Origin of the sequence: Natronolimnohabitans sp. A-GB9 (assembly GCF_030848565.1) — an archaeon.
GTDB lineage: Archaea > Halobacteriota > Halobacteria > Halobacteriales > Natrialbaceae > Natronolimnohabitans.
Genome location: NZ_JAVDDV010000013.1, coordinates 13,961 through 31,191, shown reverse-complemented (window position 1 = coordinate 31,191; position 17,231 = coordinate 13,961). Strand labels below are relative to the sequence as shown.

General features: G+C 63.6%; 13 protein-coding genes. 6 read left to right on the top strand and 7 right to left on the bottom strand.

What is annotated here, in order from left to right; translation table 11 throughout:
* Positions 1-233 precede the first annotated feature (233 nt).
* Positions 234-1,523 (top strand): adenosylhomocysteinase, encoded by a 1,290-nt coding sequence (locus RBH26_RS15225; RefSeq protein ID WP_306759232.1) that lies wholly within the window; start codon positions 234-236, stop codon positions 1,521-1,523.
* Positions 1,524-1,563: 40 nt separating this feature from the next.
* On the opposite strand, the gene RBH26_RS15220 is transcribed toward RBH26_RS15225, so the two are convergent.
* Together RBH26_RS15220 and RBH26_RS15215 are read right to left on the bottom strand one after the other, a co-directional pair.
* Positions 1,564-2,358 carry a PAS domain-containing protein gene (locus tag RBH26_RS15220; RefSeq protein ID WP_306759231.1) on the bottom strand — a complete coding sequence of 265 codons (795 nt, stop codon included), beginning with the start codon at positions 2,356-2,358 and terminating at the stop codon, positions 1,564-1,566.
* 75 nt (positions 2,359-2,433) lie between these two features.
* Entirely contained in the window at positions 2,434-2,691 is a 258-nt protein-coding gene (locus RBH26_RS15215) for a HalOD1 output domain-containing protein (protein ID WP_306759230.1), read from the bottom strand.
* Between the two features lie 245 nt (positions 2,692-2,936).
* Here RBH26_RS15215 and RBH26_RS15210 point away from each other — a divergent pair, with 245 nt between their 5' ends.
* The 3 genes from RBH26_RS15210 to hjc all read left to right on the top strand — a co-directional run bounded on the left by RBH26_RS15210 (position 2,937) and on the right by hjc (position 9,655).
* Complete coding sequence (locus RBH26_RS15210; protein WP_306759229.1) at positions 2,937-8,132, top strand: PAS domain S-box protein; 5,196 nt, start codon at positions 2,937-2,939, stop codon at positions 8,130-8,132.
* Between the two features lie 95 nt (positions 8,133-8,227).
* Positions 8,228-9,070 (top strand): CPBP family intramembrane glutamic endopeptidase, encoded by an 843-nt coding sequence (locus tag RBH26_RS15205; protein WP_306759228.1) that lies wholly within the window; start codon positions 8,228-8,230, stop codon positions 9,068-9,070.
* A gap of 63 nt (positions 9,071-9,133) precedes the next feature.
* The gene (gene hjc / locus RBH26_RS15200; protein ID WP_306759227.1) at positions 9,134-9,655 is read left to right on the top strand and encodes a Holliday junction resolvase Hjc; all 522 of its coding nucleotides are present in this window, start codon (positions 9,134-9,136) and stop codon (positions 9,653-9,655) included.
* A gap of 15 nt (positions 9,656-9,670) precedes the next feature.
* On the opposite strand, the gene RBH26_RS15195 is transcribed toward hjc, so the two are convergent.
* Positions 9,671-11,533 carry an acyl-CoA dehydrogenase family protein gene (locus tag RBH26_RS15195; RefSeq protein ID WP_306759226.1) on the bottom strand — a complete coding sequence of 621 codons (1,863 nt, stop codon included), beginning with the start codon at positions 11,531-11,533 and terminating at the stop codon, positions 9,671-9,673.
* 494 nt (positions 11,534-12,027) lie between these two features.
* Positions 12,028-12,651 (bottom strand): SWIM zinc finger family protein, encoded by a 624-nt coding sequence (locus RBH26_RS15190; protein WP_306759225.1) that lies wholly within the window; start codon positions 12,649-12,651, stop codon positions 12,028-12,030.
* Positions 12,652-12,942: 291 nt separating this feature from the next.
* Here RBH26_RS15190 and RBH26_RS15185 point away from each other — a divergent pair, with 291 nt between their 5' ends.
* On the top strand, positions 12,943-13,203 hold the full coding sequence (locus RBH26_RS15185) for a hypothetical protein (protein ID WP_306759224.1): 261 nt from the start codon (positions 12,943-12,945) through the stop codon (positions 13,201-13,203).
* 282 nt (positions 13,204-13,485) lie between these two features.
* Here the strand turns inward: RBH26_RS15185 and priL are convergent, their stop codons facing one another.
* Positions 13,486-14,568 carry a DNA primase regulatory subunit PriL gene (priL, locus tag RBH26_RS15180; RefSeq protein ID WP_306759223.1) on the bottom strand — a complete coding sequence of 361 codons (1,083 nt, stop codon included), beginning with the start codon at positions 14,566-14,568 and terminating at the stop codon, positions 13,486-13,488.
* 285 nt (positions 14,569-14,853) lie between these two features.
* Between priL and RBH26_RS15175 the strand changes: the two genes are divergently transcribed.
* Positions 14,854-15,723: an alpha/beta hydrolase gene (locus RBH26_RS15175; RefSeq protein WP_306759278.1), complete on the top strand. Its 870-nt coding sequence runs from the start codon at positions 14,854-14,856 to the stop codon at positions 15,721-15,723.
* 166 nt (positions 15,724-15,889) lie between these two features.
* On the opposite strand, the gene RBH26_RS15170 is transcribed toward RBH26_RS15175, so the two are convergent.
* Entirely contained in the window at positions 15,890-16,213 is a 324-nt protein-coding gene (locus RBH26_RS15170) for a HalOD1 output domain-containing protein (RefSeq protein WP_306759222.1), read from the bottom strand.
* 237 nt (positions 16,214-16,450) lie between these two features.
* Positions 16,451-17,194: a DNA polymerase sliding clamp gene (locus RBH26_RS15165; protein WP_306759221.1), complete on the bottom strand. Its 744-nt coding sequence runs from the start codon at positions 17,192-17,194 to the stop codon at positions 16,451-16,453.
* Positions 17,195-17,231 lie beyond the last annotated feature (37 nt).

Sequence of the window (17,231 nt, the reverse complement as noted above, 5' to 3'; positions counted from 1 at the left end):
CGCAGTCGTGTGACCGACGGTGAATCGCACTGTCCGACAGTATAACGAAACGCTAGAGGGCGAACCGAACGCCACGATGGCGATCGATCGCGCGCTGAACCCGTCGAAGGCGATCACTTTTCTACGCCTTCGTACACCTCGAGCCCGTCGTCCGACACCGGAGCCACGATCAGCCGCCGCATGGACGTCACTGGTTCGGTAGCGTTTTGGCGTGCCTTCCCGTCTGTCGATTCATGACCGACGCTGCGTATCCGCCGATCAGCGAGCAGTTGGACGACCCCGAGTCCGCACGGGAGGAGGGGCGTCGCAAGATGGACTGGGCTGCCCAGCATATGCCGATCCTCGAGGCCGTCCGCGAGGAGTTCGTCGCCGACCAGCCCTTCGAGGGCGAACGGATCGCGATGGCGATGCACGTCGAGGCGAAGACGGCGATGCTCGTCGAGACGCTCGCGGAAGGCGGCGCCGAGGTCGCCGTCACGGGCTGTAACCCGCTGTCGACCCACGACGACGTCTCCGCAGCACTCGACGCCCACGAATCGATTACCAGCTACGCGAAACGCGGCGTCGACGACGAGGAGTACTACGACGCCATCGAGGCCGTCATCGCCCACGAACCAACCGTCACGGTCGACGACGGGATGGACCTGGTCGCCGCGATCCACGAGGAGTATCCCGAACTGATCGACGGCATCGTCGGCGGCGCGGAGGAAACGACGACGGGTGTCCACCGCCTGCGCGCGATGGACGACGACGGCGCCTTAGAGTACCCGGTCTTCGCGGTCAACGACACCCCGATGAAGCGCCTGTTCGACAACGTCCACGGCACCGGCGAATCCTCGCTGGCCTCGATCGCGATGACTACCAACCTCTCGTGGGCGGGCAAGAACGTCGTCGTCTCCGGCTTCGGCTACTGTGGCAAGGGCGTCGCGAAGAAGGCCGCCGGCCAGAACGCGAACGTCATCGTCACCGAAGTCGAACCCCGACGCGCGCTCGAGGCCCACATGGAGGGGTACGACGTCATGCCGATGGACGAAGCCGCCGAGGTCGGCGACGTCTTCCTGACGACGACCGGCAACCGCGACGTCATCGTCGAGGAGCACTTCGAGAAGATGGACGACGGCGTCCTACTCGCGAACGCCGGCCACTTCGACATCGAGATCGACCTCGACGCGCTCGACGACCTCGCCGTAGATCGGTACGAAGCCAGAGAGGGTGTCGAAGCCTACGAACTCGAGGACGGCCGCCGACTCAACGTCGTCGCCGAGGGACGGCTCGTCAACCTCGCTGCACCTGTCTCGCTTGGCCATCCCGTCGAGGTGATGGACCAGAGCTTCGGCATTCAGGCCGTCTGTGTCCGCGAGATGATCGAGAACGGCGACGAGTACGACGCGGGCGTCCACGACGTTCCCGACGAACTCGACCGCGAGGTCGCCGAGATCAAACTCGAGGCCGAAGGCATCGAGTACGATGCGCTGACCGAGACCCAGCGCGAGTACATGGACTCCTGGGACCACGGAACATAACTGCACAGTAAGCCGTACGAGTCGACGCCGGACGTGACGCTCAGTTCGTCGCGCCGTCTCCGTCGTTCGTGGCCGTGTCGACGACGAACACCAGACTGCCGTCGTCCGGTCCGCCGAGACGAACGTTGACGGTGATCGTCGCTCCCGTTTTTCGGCGGCCAGTACAGGTACCGGTCCACCGCCAGCCGTCGGCGACGGTCGGAATCGCCGCCGTCTCGAGACGCTCGACGCTGTCGTCCGTAAACAGCGTCTGCCACGGCTGTCCGATGATGGCGTCGCGGTCGTAGCCAAACTGCATCGCAAACGATCGGTTTGCAAACTCGACGTCGCCGTCGGGGTCGACGATCGCGATCGCGTCTCGAGCGAGTTCGATGCTGGCAAACGAGCGTTCGGAGAGCGTTTCTAGCTGCCGTCGTTCGACGAGCGTACAAATCCGCTGGCCGAGACGTTCGACGGCGGCAGTCGAGTCCCCCTTGACGAGGCAGTCGACCCATCGATAGGACGCGACGGCGTCGACGACGGTTGCCGATTCGTCGACTCGATCGAGCAAGAACAGGACCGGCAGTTCGGACGGCTGGTCGGCGACGCATTCGAGAAATTCGTCGATCGTTTCGCTTCGTGTCGCTGCGGGATCGCTGACGAGACAGTCGATGTCGTCGAGCGACGCCACCGTCTCCGGTATCGACGCCGCCGTCTGAATCGTCAGATCGTCGTCCTCGAGGACGGATGCGACCTGCTCGCGGTAAGCCCGATCGTCGTCGATGACGAGGACCGTAATCGAGTCAGTAGCTGACGGTCGTACTCGAGCGGTCGGCTGTGGTGACGGAATAGTCATCGAGTGCCCTCCGTGCGCGGTCGTTTCGATATCGATACGTTGCGCCCGACTTCGGTCGTCGATCCCTCGAGTCGGTTACTGTCGCTCATGGACCGTTTCGTCGACGACGACGGTACCGTCGCCCTGCACCGCGACCGTGTGGTCGCCGTAGACGAACTCGACGCGTACGTCCCCGTGTGTCCCCTCCTGGAAGAGTTGATCGAGCGCCTCGGGGTCGACGAAGTGGTACAGCGGCTCGAGTTCGACGGGATCGGTCTCGAGTTCGTCGGCGAGGGCTTCGATGACGGAGAGGCTGGGCGAATCGTTGTGGTAGTCGAGCGTCGTTCCGGACATGACGTTCGTATCAACGACAGGACGGGGCATTTCGCTGTTTATTATACACGTAATCTCGCCGCAGCCTCGACACTACACGTATAGAAGGTCCCCGAAACCGAAGGAGGGAACGGGGTGTCTCCGGCCACGGCGCTGGGGGATCTCGAGTGCTGGTACTATCCATATTTGTACCGCCGACTATATTTCACCCGATAATAGAGTGGATAAACCACATCCGTCATTTGGGCTCGTTGTGTAGTCAGCCTATGGCTGTGCTTTCATCCCGGGGTGGCTCGACACGGTGGACCACCGTCCGGTGCTCGCCGCTGGCCGTCGTCGCCGTTATTTTCGTCGTCGGCTGGGTGTTCGGCTCTTCGGCGGCAGTATCCGGATGGCTGGAATCGATACCGTTCCCGGGAGTGCCCGTTTTGTTGTTCGGCCTCGCTGCACGCGGCGATCCCGACCGTGAGGGGACGATCGAGGGGCTGTGTACGGAACTCGAGTCGTTCGTGTCGACGCTCCGTGACGGCGAGGACGACGAGTCGGTTCGCGAGCAGGCCAATCGCGTTCGGGACGTGGCTGCAGCCGTCGAACACGACGGCGAGGCCGACGACGAACTCGATCGGCTCACGACGGTCATCGACGAACTGACGACGGCGACCGCCGAGCGGGAACGGGAGTTTGCGCAACGCAAACGGGATCTCCGGTCGACGAACGAACGGCTCAGCGCAACGATCGAAGCCACTCCGTCGGCGCTCATCGCAGTCGATCTCGAGGGGACCGTCGAGCTATGGAACCCGGCAGCCGAACGCATCTTCGGCTGGAGCGAGGACGAAATTCTCGGTGAACCGCTGCCGATCATCCCGGAACACCGGCGGGACGAGGTCGATCGGTTCCGCGAGCAACTCGAGGCCGACGAGCCGATCACGGGCGTCGAGACACAGCGGCGGACCAAAGACGGCTCGTTGATCGACGTTCGCCTCTCGAAGGCACCGATTCACGAAGACGGCGAGATCGTCGGGGCCATGGCCGCACTCGAGGACATCACCGACCGAAAGGAGAGTGACAGACGGCTGGAGTCGACACGTGCACATCTCGAGGCGCTGTTCGAACACTCGCCGGATATGATCGACGTTCTCGACCCCGACGGGACGCTCGTCGACGTGAATCGACAGTTCTGTGAACAGTTGGGATATACGGAGTCGGAGCTGCTCGGGACGAAGATCTGGGAGTACGACCGGTCGTTCACCGCGGCGGAGGTCCGGTCACTGCTGGCCGACATTTCGACCGGCGATCGACGGAAGTTCGAGGGCCAGTATCAGCGTCGCGACGGCTCGACGTTCCCCGTCGAGATCCACCTGATCCGCATCGACCTCGCGGACAAGGACCGCTTTATCGTGATCAGTCGCGATATCACCGACCGCAAGGAACGAGAACGGACCCTCCGTGAGCGCGACCGTCGGCTCAGGACGCTGATGAGCAACGTTCCAGGGCTCGTCTATCGCTGTCGCAACGAGCCCGGCTGGCCCTTCGAGTTCGTCAGCGACGGCTGTGTCGAACTCACCGGGTACGAACCCGAACAGCTCGTCGACGGTGACGTCAACTGGATCGAACTTCTCGACGGTGAGATCAACTGGACCGAAGACGTCGACGATGAGATCGACTGGACAGACGACGTCAGCGCCGACCAGCAAGACGAGATCTGGGAGACGATCCAGCAGATCATCGACGAGCAGGGATCGCTCCAGATGACGTACCCGATCGAGACCGCCGACGGCGAGCGACGGTGGGTCAGCGAGCGTGGCCGCGGCGTCTTCGACGACGGGGGATCCCTCGAGGCAATGGAAGGCGTCATCACCGACGTCACTGATCGAGTCGAAAGCGAGCAGGAACTCGAGCGCATCACACGGATGCTCGAGCAGTCACAGCGGCTGGCGAACATCGGGGCCTGGGAACTCGACGTCCGCGAGGAGCCCTACGATCTTCAGTGGACCGACGAAATCGCCCGGATCCACGGCTATTCAGAGCCACCCGACATCGAACTGCCGGAGGCGATCGAACTATATCATCCCGACGACCAGGACGAACTCCGGTCGGCGGTCGAGCAAACGATCGAGACAGGAGAGATGTACGACCTCGAGCTCCGACTGCAGCCGTTCGACGACGGCCAGCGCTGGGTCAGAGCCATCGGAGAAGCGATCGAGGAGGACGGTGAGGTGGTCAAACTCCAGGGCTCGTTACAGGATATCACCGACCGAAAGCAGCGCGAGCGAAGCCTCCAGGAGACGAAACGACGCCTCGAGCTCGCACTCGAGGGGACGAACACGGGGATCTGGGAGTTGAACGTCGAAACGAACGAACTCGACTGGAACGACACGTTACAGCGGATCGTCGGACTCGAGCCGGGCGAGTTCGAGGGGACGTACGAGGACTTTATCGAACGCGTTCATCCGGAAGACGTTCCGCGGATCGAGGCCGCACTCGAGCGAGCGATCGAAAACGACGAACTGTATCGGGACGGCTTCCGGCTCCGACACGAAAACGGCGACTGGATCTGGGTCGGCGGCCGCGGCCGGCTGGTCGTCGACGAGGACGGCACGCGGCGGATGGTCGGCATCAACAACGACATCACCGAACGAAAGCGCCTCGAGAACGAACTCGAGCGGACGCTCGATCGGGTCAGCGACGCGTTCCACGCCGTCGATACGGAGTGGAACTTCACGTACGTCAACACACAGGCCAGGGAGTTACTCGACGCCGAGGATCGTGATCTGATCGGGAACTCGATCTGGGAAGAGTTCCCCAGCGCGGTCGACTCCCGGTTCGAGGAGGAGTATCGCCGAGCGATGGAGACCCAAGAGGCGGTTACGTTCGAGGAGTACTCGCCGGTCGTCGATGCCTGGGTCGAGGTGAACCTCTACCCCTCTGAGAGCGGGTTGTCGGTGTACTTCCGCGACATCACCGACCGCAAGGAACGCGAACGCGAACTCGAGCGCTACGAGACGATCATCCAGTCGATCGGCGATCCGGTCTACACACTGGACGCATCGGGTGACGTCCGCTTTATCAACGACGCGATCGAGTCCCTCGCAGGGTACGACCCCGAGTCGTTGATCGGAAACGACATTTCGGAGATCTTACCGCCCGAAGAGCTCGAGCGAGCACAGGACGCGGTGCGGGAACTCCTCCGCGGGGAGAAGACGTACAACGCCCTGGAGACGGAGTTCGTGACCGCCGACGGCGAGAGGATCGAGACGGAGACTCACATCGCGCTGTTGCCGACCGACGACGGCGAGTTCACCGGGACGGCTGGCGTCATCCGCGATATCACCAAGCGCAAGGAACGCGAACGCGAACTCGAGCGAACACGGGACTTGCTCGAACGCGTCCAGCGGATGGCGAAAGTCGGTGGCTGGGAGTTAGCCGTCGACACGGAGCCGCGGACGGCGATCTGGACCGACGAGATGTACCGACTGCACGCCCTTCCACGAGACGTAACGCCGGATCTCGAGCGGACAATCGAGTGTTACCATCCCGACGATCGTCAGTTCGTCCGCGATCGACTGGAGACTGCGGTCGCTACCGAGACGAGATACGAGCTCGAAGGGCGACTGCAGTCCGACGACGGGGACGTCAGGTGGGTCCATGCGATGGGCGAGCCCATCTACGACGACGACGGCTCCCTCATCAAGTATCGCGGGACGGTCAAAGACATCTCCGACCGAAAGCGACGGGAACTCGCACTCGAGTCGCTTCACGAGACCGCACGCGAACTGCTCAGCGCCGAGACGGAGTCGACGGTCGCCGACCTCGTCGTCGACACCGCCGCGGACTTACTCGAGTTCGGCGACGCGAGCGCAGGTGTCTACCTGCTCGACGACGACACCAACCGATTCGAGCCGGTCGCGTCCACGGCTGCCTTCGCCGAGCGAACCGGTGGCGCGCCATCGGTCGCGGTCGGCGACGGTGACTCCCTCCTCTGGTCGACGTACGTGACGGGGACACAGACCGTCGTCGACGACGCCGTGATGGGCAACGGCTCGCCGCTGTTCGGCGGCGATGCGGCCGGTGGGTTGCTGGTCCCGATCGGCGACCACGGCGTCTTCGTCCTGGTCGCTTCGCCCGCGACGATCGGCGACGAGACGCGGCGACTGTTCGAGACGCTGGTTGCGACGACCGAGGCCGCGTTCGACCGCCTCGAGAGCGAGGCGACCCTGCGGGAGCGTGACGCGGAACTGGAGTCTCAGAACCGGCGACTGCGCCGACAGATCGAGATCACCGAGATCATCAGGGGGATCGACCAGTCGCTTATCGGTGCCGACAGCCGAACTGAGATCGAACGAACCGTCCCGGAACGACTCGTCGAGGCGGACACCGTCGACTTCGCCTGGATGGGCGATCTCGACGCCAGCGGCACCGAACTCGAGGCACGCTCGTGGGCCGGGGCCGATCCGGAGTATCTCGACGTTCTGTCGCTCGACATCGAGAGCGAGTCGGCCGAACCGTCGGTCCGAACCGCACGGTCCAACGAGCCGACAGTCGTCGAGAACGTCGTCGAGGACCTCCAGCGCGAGCCCTGGCGACGCGACGCCATCGACGCCGGCTTCCAGTCGGTGCTCTCCGTCCCGATCACCTTCGAGGAGTACAGCTACGGTGTGCTGACGGTCTACGCCAAGGAGGCTGACGCCTTCACCGACCTCGAGCGGACGGTGTTTACGGAACTCGGCGCGGGGATTGCAAACGCGATTACCGCGGCGAAGACCCAGGAGGCGTTACACTCCGAGACGCTGGTCGAACTGACACTCGAGCTTACGGACGACGACGACGTACTCTCACGGATCGCATCGACGACCGGCGCGACCGTCACCTACGAGGGACTGGGCAGCCACTCGAGTTCGGAGACGGTCCTGTTCTTCGAGACGAGCGACGTCGATCCCGACGCCGTTCGCGAGGCGCTTGCGGATCTCGTCTCCGTGACGGAGCATCGCCTGGTGACCGAATCCGACGACGGCTGTCTCTTCGAGGCGACAGTGACCGGCGACGTCGTCGCCTCGCGACTGGTTCGCCACGGCGGCAGCCCACGATCGATCGTCGCCGACGGCGAGCGGACCGCGATCACCGTCGACGTCCCCACACAGACCGACGTCCGTGAGTTCGTCGCGATGCTCCAGGATCACTATCCGGCCGTCGAACTCCGCTCCCGACAGCACGTCCAGCGTGCGATGCACACCAGACAGGAGCTGGTGACGTCGCTGTTCGAACCACTGACCGACCGCCAGCGGGAGGTGTTGCGAACGGCGTATCTCGCCGGTTTCTTCGAGTGGCCCCGCGAGAGCACCGGCGAGGAGATCGCCGAGATGCTCGAGGTCACCCAGCCGACGGTCAACCGTCATCTCCGGATCGGTCAGCAACGGCTCTTAAAGCAACTGTTCGGTGCTGAGACGCTCTCACTCGCCGACTAATCTCGTCCAGCGATCGGCTCGGCGGTCTCGAACCGGCTCGCTCGTCGATTCTCGAGAAAGGAACACCCAAGGGACGCCCGCCCATAACCCGCCGTATGGAAACGCCCCCGCGTTCCACCGACGCTGACGTCGACCGTGACGGTGCGCCGCTTCGATCGACGCTCGTTGCGATCGGATTGACGGTTTTCGGCTTGATCGCCGCCGAAATCGCGACGTTGCCTGCCTTCCTCGTCGATCCCGTGTTACTCGAGGCCACGATGGACGGACAGTTGGGAGAGGCCTCGATCGAAGGCCGGACGCTGCTGTTGATCCTGAACTTCGTCGGGATGGCGCTTGCCGGCGTCATCTATCTTCTCGTAACTGACCGTGGGCTGTCGTGGGTCGATCTCTACGTCCCGACGAAAGCCGACTGGAAGTACCTGATCGCCGGGAGTATCGGCAGTATCGTGTTCCTGTACCTCGTCAGCATCCTCTTTACCCTACTCGATGTCCCGGCTGCGGAGAGTCAGGTCATCGATATCGTCGGCCAGGATCAGACGATGATCCTGATCATGATCGGTATCGTCTTCTTTTTCAACGCACCGGCCGAGGAGTTCCTCTTCCGGAACGTCATCCAGAAGCGCCTCTACGAGGCCTTTACCCGGATGCAAGCGATCCTCGTTACGAGCGTCATCTTCGCGCTCGTCCACCTCCCGATGTACCTGGTCGCGGAGACGTTCGTCGCGACGCTCGCCTCGCTTTCGATCATGTTCGGCGGCTCGGTCATCTTCGGCTACGTCTACGCGAAGACCGACAACCTCCTCGTGCCGACTGTTGCCCACGCCGTGCTCAACGCCTTCCAGTTTGCCCTACTCTACATCGCCATCGAGTTCGGGATCGATGAGGCCCAGCCGGCGCCATCGGCGGTCGTCGACGTCCTCACCGCCCTCGCGCTGTAGGCGACCGAACAGTTTCGCACTGCTCTCCGTTCCTTTATTGCCGTCCGCCCGAGAGCAGTCCGTATGTCTCATGCGAAGGGTGATCGCCGCGAGCGCGAACTCGTCAACGAACTCGACGACGCCGGCTTCGCGGTGATGCGTGCTCCCGCAAGCGGGTCGGCGACCGAGCGCGAACTTCCCGACGTCCTCGCCGGTGACGGCGAGCAGTTCTACGCGATCGAGGCGAAATCGAGCGCCGGCGATCCCATCTATCTCACCGGCGAGGAGGTCGAGGCGCTGATCTACTTCGCACAGAACTTCGGCGCGAAACCCCGTATCGGCGTCCGCTTCGACCGGGAAGACTGGTACTTCTTCCACCCCGGCGAGCTCCACGTCACCGACGGCGGCAACTACCGCGTCAAAAAGGAGACGGCACTGGCCGAGGGGACCGACTTCCCCGAGTTCGTCGGCGAAAGCGAGAAAGTCACCCTCGAGGAAGTCGGAGACGACACGGACGGCGGTCCCGACGAGGAGATTCTACGGATCCTAAACGCCGTCGAGCAGGGCGTGATGGACGTCGAGGAAGCCGCGGAACTGCTCGAGTGATGCGGTCTCCTGTCGTCACTGACTGCTGTTCGTGAGTGACTCCGGCTCGACCGACGCGTATCGAACGATCGGCTCGAACGCCTCGAGTGCGAACCGATCGCCGCTCGTGATCCCCCGTGCCTCCCGGTCCTCGAGTTCGTTCGTGACGAAACGCATCGCGACCAGCGCCAGCCGCCCCTCCTCTGCCTCGAGGTTTGCCTGTGCCTCCTCGAGCAACAGCGCCGCCGTGAACACGTCGAAGACGTAGTGTGCCAGTCGGTTGGCCGATAGCTGTGCGTACTCGGCGTCCGCGCCGGTGAGCGTCGCCAGCGCCAGTTCGAGGTCGCGGAACTCCGACTCGACTGTCTCAGCTGTCTCGGCGAGCGCCGGGTGAGTGACCGACTCGAGTCGCTCTTCGATCGCCTCGCGCAGTGGTTCGTGGGCGTCCTCACGCTCTACTGCCCGGAGGACGTCCAGCGAGAGGACGTTTTCGGTTCCCTCCCAGATGGGCAAGACCTGTGCGTCCCGAAGGGTTCGGTTGGTGACGAAGTCGTTGACGTAGCCGTTGCCGCCGTGGATCTCCATCCCGTAGGAGGCGGTGTCGACGGCCATCCGAGCCGTCCGCAGCTTCGCGATGGGGATCAACAGCCGCAGCAGCCGGTACTCGTGGGCGGCACGTTCGCCGGCGCTCGCGGTTTCACCGCGTTTCGTCTCCACGGAGCGTCGCTTCGCACGCGCTGTCTGCTCGCGCTCGGAAAGCAGCCGCGCGGCCTCGAACGTAAACGCCGTCGCGGCCTCGTGGGCAACGGCCATATCGACCAGGTCGGCTCGCATCAGCGGATACTGGTCGATGGTGTCGCCGAAGGCCTCCCGGTTGGCCGCGTGGATCTTGCTCTCGAGCAGCACTCGTCCCATGACTCCGCAGGCCGCCGCGGCGTTCGAGAGGCGCTCGAGGTTGAGCATCTCGGTCATCTGCTCGAAGCCGTTTTCTGTTTCACCGACGAGAAACGCCGTCGCGCCGGTGAACTCGACCTCGCCGGTCGGTACGGCGATGGTCCCGAGTTTGTCTTTCAGCCGCCGGTAGAGCTGGTCGTTGACCTCATCGGGACCGAGCGGACCGTCCTCGAGGCGGTCGCCTTTGGTGACGGGACCGATCGCTGGATCGGCGTGGGGGACGAGAAACATCGAGAGTCCGTCCGTGCCATCGGGTGCACCGTCGGTCCGGGCGAGTGCGAGCGTTCCCTCGGCGTCGACGTTCGAGCAGAACCACTTCTCGCCGTAGAGGCGCCAACACGCCGCTTCCTCGTCGTACTCGGCGCGGGTCTCGTTCGCGCCGACGTCGCTGCCGCCCTGCTTCTCGGTGAGAAACATTGCGCCCTCGAGGACGTCCTCGTAGTCGCGGGCGGTCAACCCCTCGTAGTACGCCTCGAGCGAGCCGTCGTCGAACTTCGAGAGGACCAGCGCCGCGCCCGCAGTCATCGCGACCGGACAGTCGAAGCCGACGTCGGCGTAGGACAGCAGGTACTGCATCGCGAGGGTGTGTGAGAGCGGCATCGGTTCGTCGCGTCCCGGCGGCGCCTCGAAGGCGTCGGCGACGATCCCCATCTCGTAGGCCAGCCGCTCGTTCTCGAGCTGTTCGGCCGGATACCGGACCAGGTTCTGTACGTCGCCGTATTCGTCGTAGGGCTCGAGTTCGGGGCCGTGATCGTCGACGTAGTCGGCATTGTCCGCGATCGTATGGCCGACGGTCTCGCCGAACGCGGCAAGTCGTGGCTCGGCCCACTCGAAGGCCGGCTCGGGGTAGACCCGCCGTAGTTCGCGTCTGATCGTTCGATCGAGGTTCCAGTAGTTGACCGCCCGTCCCTCGTCGAACCGGCCGTAGTCGACGCTCGAGGTCATAGCCTGGGTATTGTTGGCGAGCCCCAATAAACCGACTGCGGATCGGGAGCGATAGTCGCCGCTTTACGTCACCACACGCCTGCTCGAGGGCGCGCGATACGGGGTGGCTGCCGTGTGGAGACTCGAAAACGGTGAGATCGGTGGAGAAATCGGGGTTCGACCGGTCGTCCGGCAGGTTCTGACTCGAGTATCGTGGCTCTCTCGATGTCCGCTTCTGTGTGCTGGTCGTGTTGCTCATACTGTTGGACAGCACGATTCGACGATCGGTCGCGCGACTGCGGCCGTTCTGCGGGTGACGGCCGCGCGTTCGCGACCGACGTCTCATACGGACTGCTGTCCGAAGTATTACTACCAGCGTGCGCCGCTTGCGGGCATGTTCGTCGTTCGTTGTGGGAGCCGGCGTCGACTGTGTGATCGGCAGGTACGTGCTATCCGACCGAGTCGGTCGAGCGAAAAAACCGCGTTCGGTCCGGCCTCGAGGCTGTCCGAACGACCTACGTCGCTTTCTCGAGGCGGGTCCGTGGGAAGACGTAGACTTTCAGCGACTCGGGGATGACGCCGTTCGTGGCGATGGTTGCGTGTGGATAGATGGCCCCGACGACGGGAACGTCCGGGTCGTAGTCCTCGTTGGTCGCGTAGTCGGCGACGGTGGTATCGCTGTCGCGGATCTGGACAGCGTCGGCGCGTAACTCCGAGACCTCGACGACGGTGAGGCGATCGCCGGTCTCGCGGTCGGCGACGGTATCGCCGGGATAGATTCGGTGGTCCGCACAGTAACATGGCTCGGTCTCGTCTTCGTCGACGAACGTCGGCTCGCCACAGTCGTGACAGGCGACGGTGATCTTTCCCGGTGGGGGCGTGCGACCGTGGGTGATCTCGATGGCGACCCGGCGGATGTGTTTACACCGAGCCGACCGGAAGACGTGGTCCGGGCAGGTACACCGGCCCGACTCGAGATCGACGAGATAGGTGTTGTCACTGGCTGATTCGACCTCGTAGAGACCATCACCAAGTGGGAGCACGGACATCGGTTCGATCCGGGCGCGGCGTGACCGCTCCGCTAAATGGTCGCCGGACGGTACTGGCAGTGGGGTTTTCGGTGACGCTGTTGTGTTCATAGGTGCGTCGAATGATCGGACACCGACGCCGCCGAACCGGGGTCGAGGTCGAAACGACCACGGCGACGACGGGCCGGTACAGTAGTCAACTGGCTGTTCGACCGTCGTAGGTGCTCGAGTGATATAACGAATCTGCCGGCAGCTGCAGGGGCTTCCTTTATATACTGCCGGACAGCGAGCGGCGGCAAGAGAGCAGTGTCGCCGTTCCCAGACCGGACTGTCGTCTCGAGACGGACCGCCGGAGCAGTCCTTCGAAGCGCTTTTGCCCGGGCCGCCGAAATCGATCCGATAATGCTCGAGCGTGAGCGTATCATCGAAATCGTCGTCGCCGTCGCCGCCGTCCTCTTGATGCTCGGGACCATGGCCTTCATTGGGTCCGAGTACGGCGGAGACAACGGCGTCCTCTCCCCCGAAGGGGGCGAACTGCTCGTCGGCGCCATCATCGGCTTTATCTTCCTGCTGCTCGGCGTCGGCATCGCCCTCGCGTTCGTCCTGAACGACCCCGAGGACGGCCTCGACGACACCGACGCTGAAACCGGAAGCGCGGTCTGACAGACGAACTGTTTTCGGACTGCTGTAATACGGACTGTGTCCCACCGCTCGCCAGCGCGGGGGCGGCGATCGACGGGCAGTGACGGCAGCAGACGTGTATACTGCCGGACAGAACGATCGTGAGCAGTCGCCGTTCCCGTCCGACGAACCCGCTACAGTGACTACTGTTCGGCAGTATAAAGAACTCCGATTTTAGCCGTTATACGGACTGCTGTAAGTCATTTCCGGTGCAACCGCCATCCGTTCTGCGGTTGCACCGGTAAATCGTTACAGCGGCCCGTATCAGTCGCCGCTTGCCGACTGGTCTTCGCTGTTGGCTTCGCGCCAGTCCTCGAGTTCGTCGTCGTCGGCGTCGTCGATACGCTCCTCGTAGTACGCCATCGGGTGGGGAATACGCTCACAGAGGTCGTCTTTGTTCACGCAGTCGCCGTACGATTGCATCGTCGCACAGGACGGCGGGGAGTACTCCGTTGGTGATGTGTCGCCGCGGATGTGGTCGGTCTGGTAGCGGGTCATCTCCTCGCCGAACGCGGAGTTGATGCGATAGAGGTCGACGATCTCGTCGGTCGACATCCCGATACTCGCCAGGAAGGCGGTGATCGCAAACCGGGAGTGGTGGGGCAGATGTTCGCCCTTCTGGATGTCGTCGAGTAGTGCCTTCATACACGGCGGGAACAGGTCGGGAACGACGGTATCGATCTCGCGAGTGAGATCGAGATCCGAAAGCACGTCCCGAATCGCTGTGGTCTCGTCCTCGAGTGCGGTCGCGATGACCGCAGGGACGTCGAAAGGGAGGCCGTCTTCGATGCGGTTCCGGACGGCTTCCCGCAGGAGCGAGAGCAGTTCGGCTTCGGTGACAGGCACCTCGCCGTCGGTTACCGCGCGATTGACCAGTCGCCACTCGTCGCCGTACTGGTCTTCGGCCAGCTGGAGGTAGGTTCCGACGTCGACCCGGTAGCCGTCGGTGGTCTGCTGGATCGCGTCGGTGAGTTCGAACTCGGCGAGTAGCGTCTCGAGTTCGATGCCGGTCGACTCGACGCTTTTCAGCTCGGTCGTGTCCTCGAAGTCGGTCGTAAAGCGTTCGTAGGCGGTCGCGGCCTCGGCGCGGGCGTACTCGCGGACGAGAACACGCTCGTCAACCATCGAGACGAGAACGCGCGCGACGGGATAGGAGAGCAACTCGATGCGGGGATCCCGGTGCGGATCGCCCGTCTTGCCGTCCTCGATCGCCGACACCACGCGTTCGCGGGCGCGATCGACGACCGCCCGATCCTGTTCGATGACGGTAGCCAGATCGACGGCCTCCGTCGCCACGGCGTCACGGGCGGCCTCGAGAAACGGGTACCGGGCGTGCAGTCGCTGCATCGGTAATTGAATATTACCCGGCGTGGTTAAAGCTTGATTATCGGCGTCGGTGTGCGGTGGTACGACTACCCGACAACAGTCATACTGCCGGACAGAACGAGTATGCGTAGTCGCCGCTCCCGTCCGGCAAACCCGCATCAGTGACTGCTGTCGGGCAGTATAACAGACGATTACTCGTACCGTCGGAGGGCCGACCGAAAGCGAGTGACGGCCGACGGTATCAGTTCGGCGGTAATTCCGTCGCCGACGATCGATTTCAAGGGCGTTCGATACGTCACCTCGAGTATGCCACGGGCCAGCCGAGATGGCGTGTCGATCTACTACGAGTACGACGAGAGCGACGACGGGACGACGCCGGTCGTCTTCGTGCAGGGACTTGGCTACGGGCGCTGGATGTGGCGCTGGCAACGCGAGGCGGTTCGGGGCCGCTACGACGTGATCGCGCCGGACAACCGCGGAACCGGCCGCTCCGAGGCCGGCTTACCACCGCTCGTTCCCCGACTCCCCCAAAAGATCCGTGCGCCGATCATCTTCAAACTGGCCGGCTACTCGATCGGCGGGCTGGCGGCCGACCTCGAGGCCGTCCTCGAGGACGCAGGGATCCGGGAGGCTCACCTCGTCGGCGCCAGCATGGGCGGAATGATCGCCCAGCGGTACGCGCTCGAGTACACCCGTGCGAAGACGCTGACGCTGTGTTGTACGTCACACGGCGGCCCAGACGCCGTTCCGGTCCCCGAGGAGACACAGGAGTTCATCTTCGACGTTCCCGACGGCGCCAGCGAACGCGAGACACTGCGCCACCGGATGCGGCCCGCGTTCAACGAACGGTTCACGAACCGAAACCCGCATCTGATGGACCGGATCATCGAGTGGCGACTCGAGCAGGACGCCGACGATCCGGCCCGCGAGGCACAGGCTGCCGCCGTCCTCGGATTCGACGTTAGCGACCGGCTCGGGGGACTCCGGGTTCCAACGCTCGTCCTTCACGGGACTGACGACCGCGTGGTCCCCTTCGAGAACGCTCTCCTTCTCGAGGAGGCGATCCCGAACGCTCGGCTCGAGCGATTCGAGGGCGGCTCGCACTGTTTTTTCATCGAAGACGCCGAGCAGGTAGCCGAGACGCTGCGCTCGTTTCTCGAGGAGCACGAGCGATAGTAATACTGTCGGACAGCACGGTTCGACGATCGGTCACGCGACTGCGGCCGTCCCGACGGTGACGGCCGCGCGTTCGCGACCGACGGCTCACTGACTGCTGTCCGACAGTATAAAGCAGTCACGGAGACTCGAGCAGCGTCGGCTCGATACAGCAGTTCGTCTCGAGCTATGCGCTCGCCGGCGTCGATGGCTCGCGAACTCGTACCTGTCCGTCAGTTCGGACGTCGACGTCGTACCCTTCGTAGGAGAACTGCAGTTCGTGTGTGTCAGCACCGTCGGCACGGCGGGCGTGGGCGACGAGCGAGTCGAGTGCGTCCGGGTCGACGACGTCGTAAAGCGGCTCGAGCTCGATCGGCGAGATGCCGGTCAGGTCCGCGACCGCCGTGATGACGGCCTCGCTGGCTCGCTCGCCAGCGTCGGGATCGAACGTCGCAAGATACGTCGTCTGACCCGTCTCTGCGGGGTCCGTAGGGTTATCTGGGGAGGGCATACACGTCACGGTACCGGAGAGAGGGTGGTAGCTCGTCTCCTTTCTATGTTAGATCTTTAAGTGATGAACGTCATCCGATCTGATCGACGCGGTGTCAACGCTCGAGCAGCGATCGGCGATCGGCTCGAGCGCCGTCGAAAAACAGACGATACCTGCCGCATACGAACCGTTGTAACTCAGTTTCGGCGCGACCGCGATCCGTTGCGATCGTGCCGGGAAACCTTACAGCCCTCCGTCTCAGTCGCTTTGGATACGCGGGGCGAGCATATAGGTGACCTGTCCCTGCCCTTCTGCGAAGCCGAAGTAGATCTTGACCGGGAACTCCTCGCCGAGATGGAGCGTGACCTCCGTATCGGAGGGGATGGCCTTGTTCATATCCTTGAGATAGTCCAGCGAGAACAGCGAGTGGGCGGGACCGAGTTGCAGGTCGATCAGGTCCTCGCGGGTGAGTTCGAGGTGGACGTCGTCGGTGTCGCCCTCCGCGTCAACGTAGAAGAACTCCTCGCCCTCGTCGACACCCAGGGCGATGTGGTCCGAAACCATATCGGCTGCCGTCACCGAGCGGTTGACGTCCTTGCCCTCGAGGACGACCTCCGCTGGCAGATCCAGGTCCGGAATGTCCGGCTCCTGGCGGATGCTGTCGGGATCGATGAGCGCGAGCGTGTACTCGAGCCCGTCGATCTGGATCTGGAGTTTACGCGTCTCTTCGTCGAGTTCGAGCTGGATGAGCTGGCCGGATTCGGCCATGCCCGCGATGTCCTCGAGCCGCGAGAGGTCGACGCCGATCAGCCCGCCGTCGGCTTCGTAGGATTCGAACGCCGCCGCATCGAGCGAGAGGTCGACCATGCCGACGTTGGCGGGGTCGACGGCCCGGATCTCGAGGCCGTCTTCCTCGAGGTGGATTTTACACTCGTCGACCAGCACGCTTACCGAGTCGAGCGCGCTGGTGAGCGTTTCCGCGCTCACGATGGCCTTGAACATATGCGTCGTCGTACGAACGGTCGGCATAAAAAGCCAC

Coding starts and splice junctions, on each gene's coding strand:
- RBH26_RS15225 (WP_306759232.1), top strand. CDS start 234: ATGACCGACGCTGCGTATCCGCCGATCAGCGAGCAGTTGGACGACCCC.
- RBH26_RS15220 (WP_306759231.1), bottom strand. CDS start 2,358: ATGACTATTCCGTCACCACAGCCGACCGCTCGAGTACGACCGTCAGCT.
- RBH26_RS15215 (WP_306759230.1), bottom strand. CDS start 2,691: ATGTCCGGAACGACGCTCGACTACCACAACGATTCGCCCAGCCTCTCC.
- RBH26_RS15210 (WP_306759229.1), top strand. CDS start 2,937: ATGGCTGTGCTTTCATCCCGGGGTGGCTCGACACGGTGGACCACCGTC.
- RBH26_RS15205 (WP_306759228.1), top strand. CDS start 8,228: ATGGAAACGCCCCCGCGTTCCACCGACGCTGACGTCGACCGTGACGGT.
- hjc (WP_306759227.1), top strand. CDS start 9,134: ATGTCTCATGCGAAGGGTGATCGCCGCGAGCGCGAACTCGTCAACGAA.
- RBH26_RS15195 (WP_306759226.1), bottom strand. CDS start 11,533: ATGACCTCGAGCGTCGACTACGGCCGGTTCGACGAGGGACGGGCGGTC.
- RBH26_RS15190 (WP_306759225.1), bottom strand. CDS start 12,651: ATGAACACAACAGCGTCACCGAAAACCCCACTGCCAGTACCGTCCGGC.
- RBH26_RS15185 (WP_306759224.1), top strand. CDS start 12,943: ATGCTCGAGCGTGAGCGTATCATCGAAATCGTCGTCGCCGTCGCCGCC.
- priL (WP_306759223.1), bottom strand. CDS start 14,568: ATGCAGCGACTGCACGCCCGGTACCCGTTTCTCGAGGCCGCCCGTGAC.
- RBH26_RS15175 (WP_306759278.1), top strand. CDS start 14,854: ATGCCACGGGCCAGCCGAGATGGCGTGTCGATCTACTACGAGTACGAC.
- RBH26_RS15170 (WP_306759222.1), bottom strand. CDS start 16,213: ATGCCCTCCCCAGATAACCCTACGGACCCCGCAGAGACGGGTCAGACG.
- RBH26_RS15165 (WP_306759221.1), bottom strand. CDS start 17,194: ATGTTCAAGGCCATCGTGAGCGCGGAAACGCTCACCAGCGCGCTCGAC.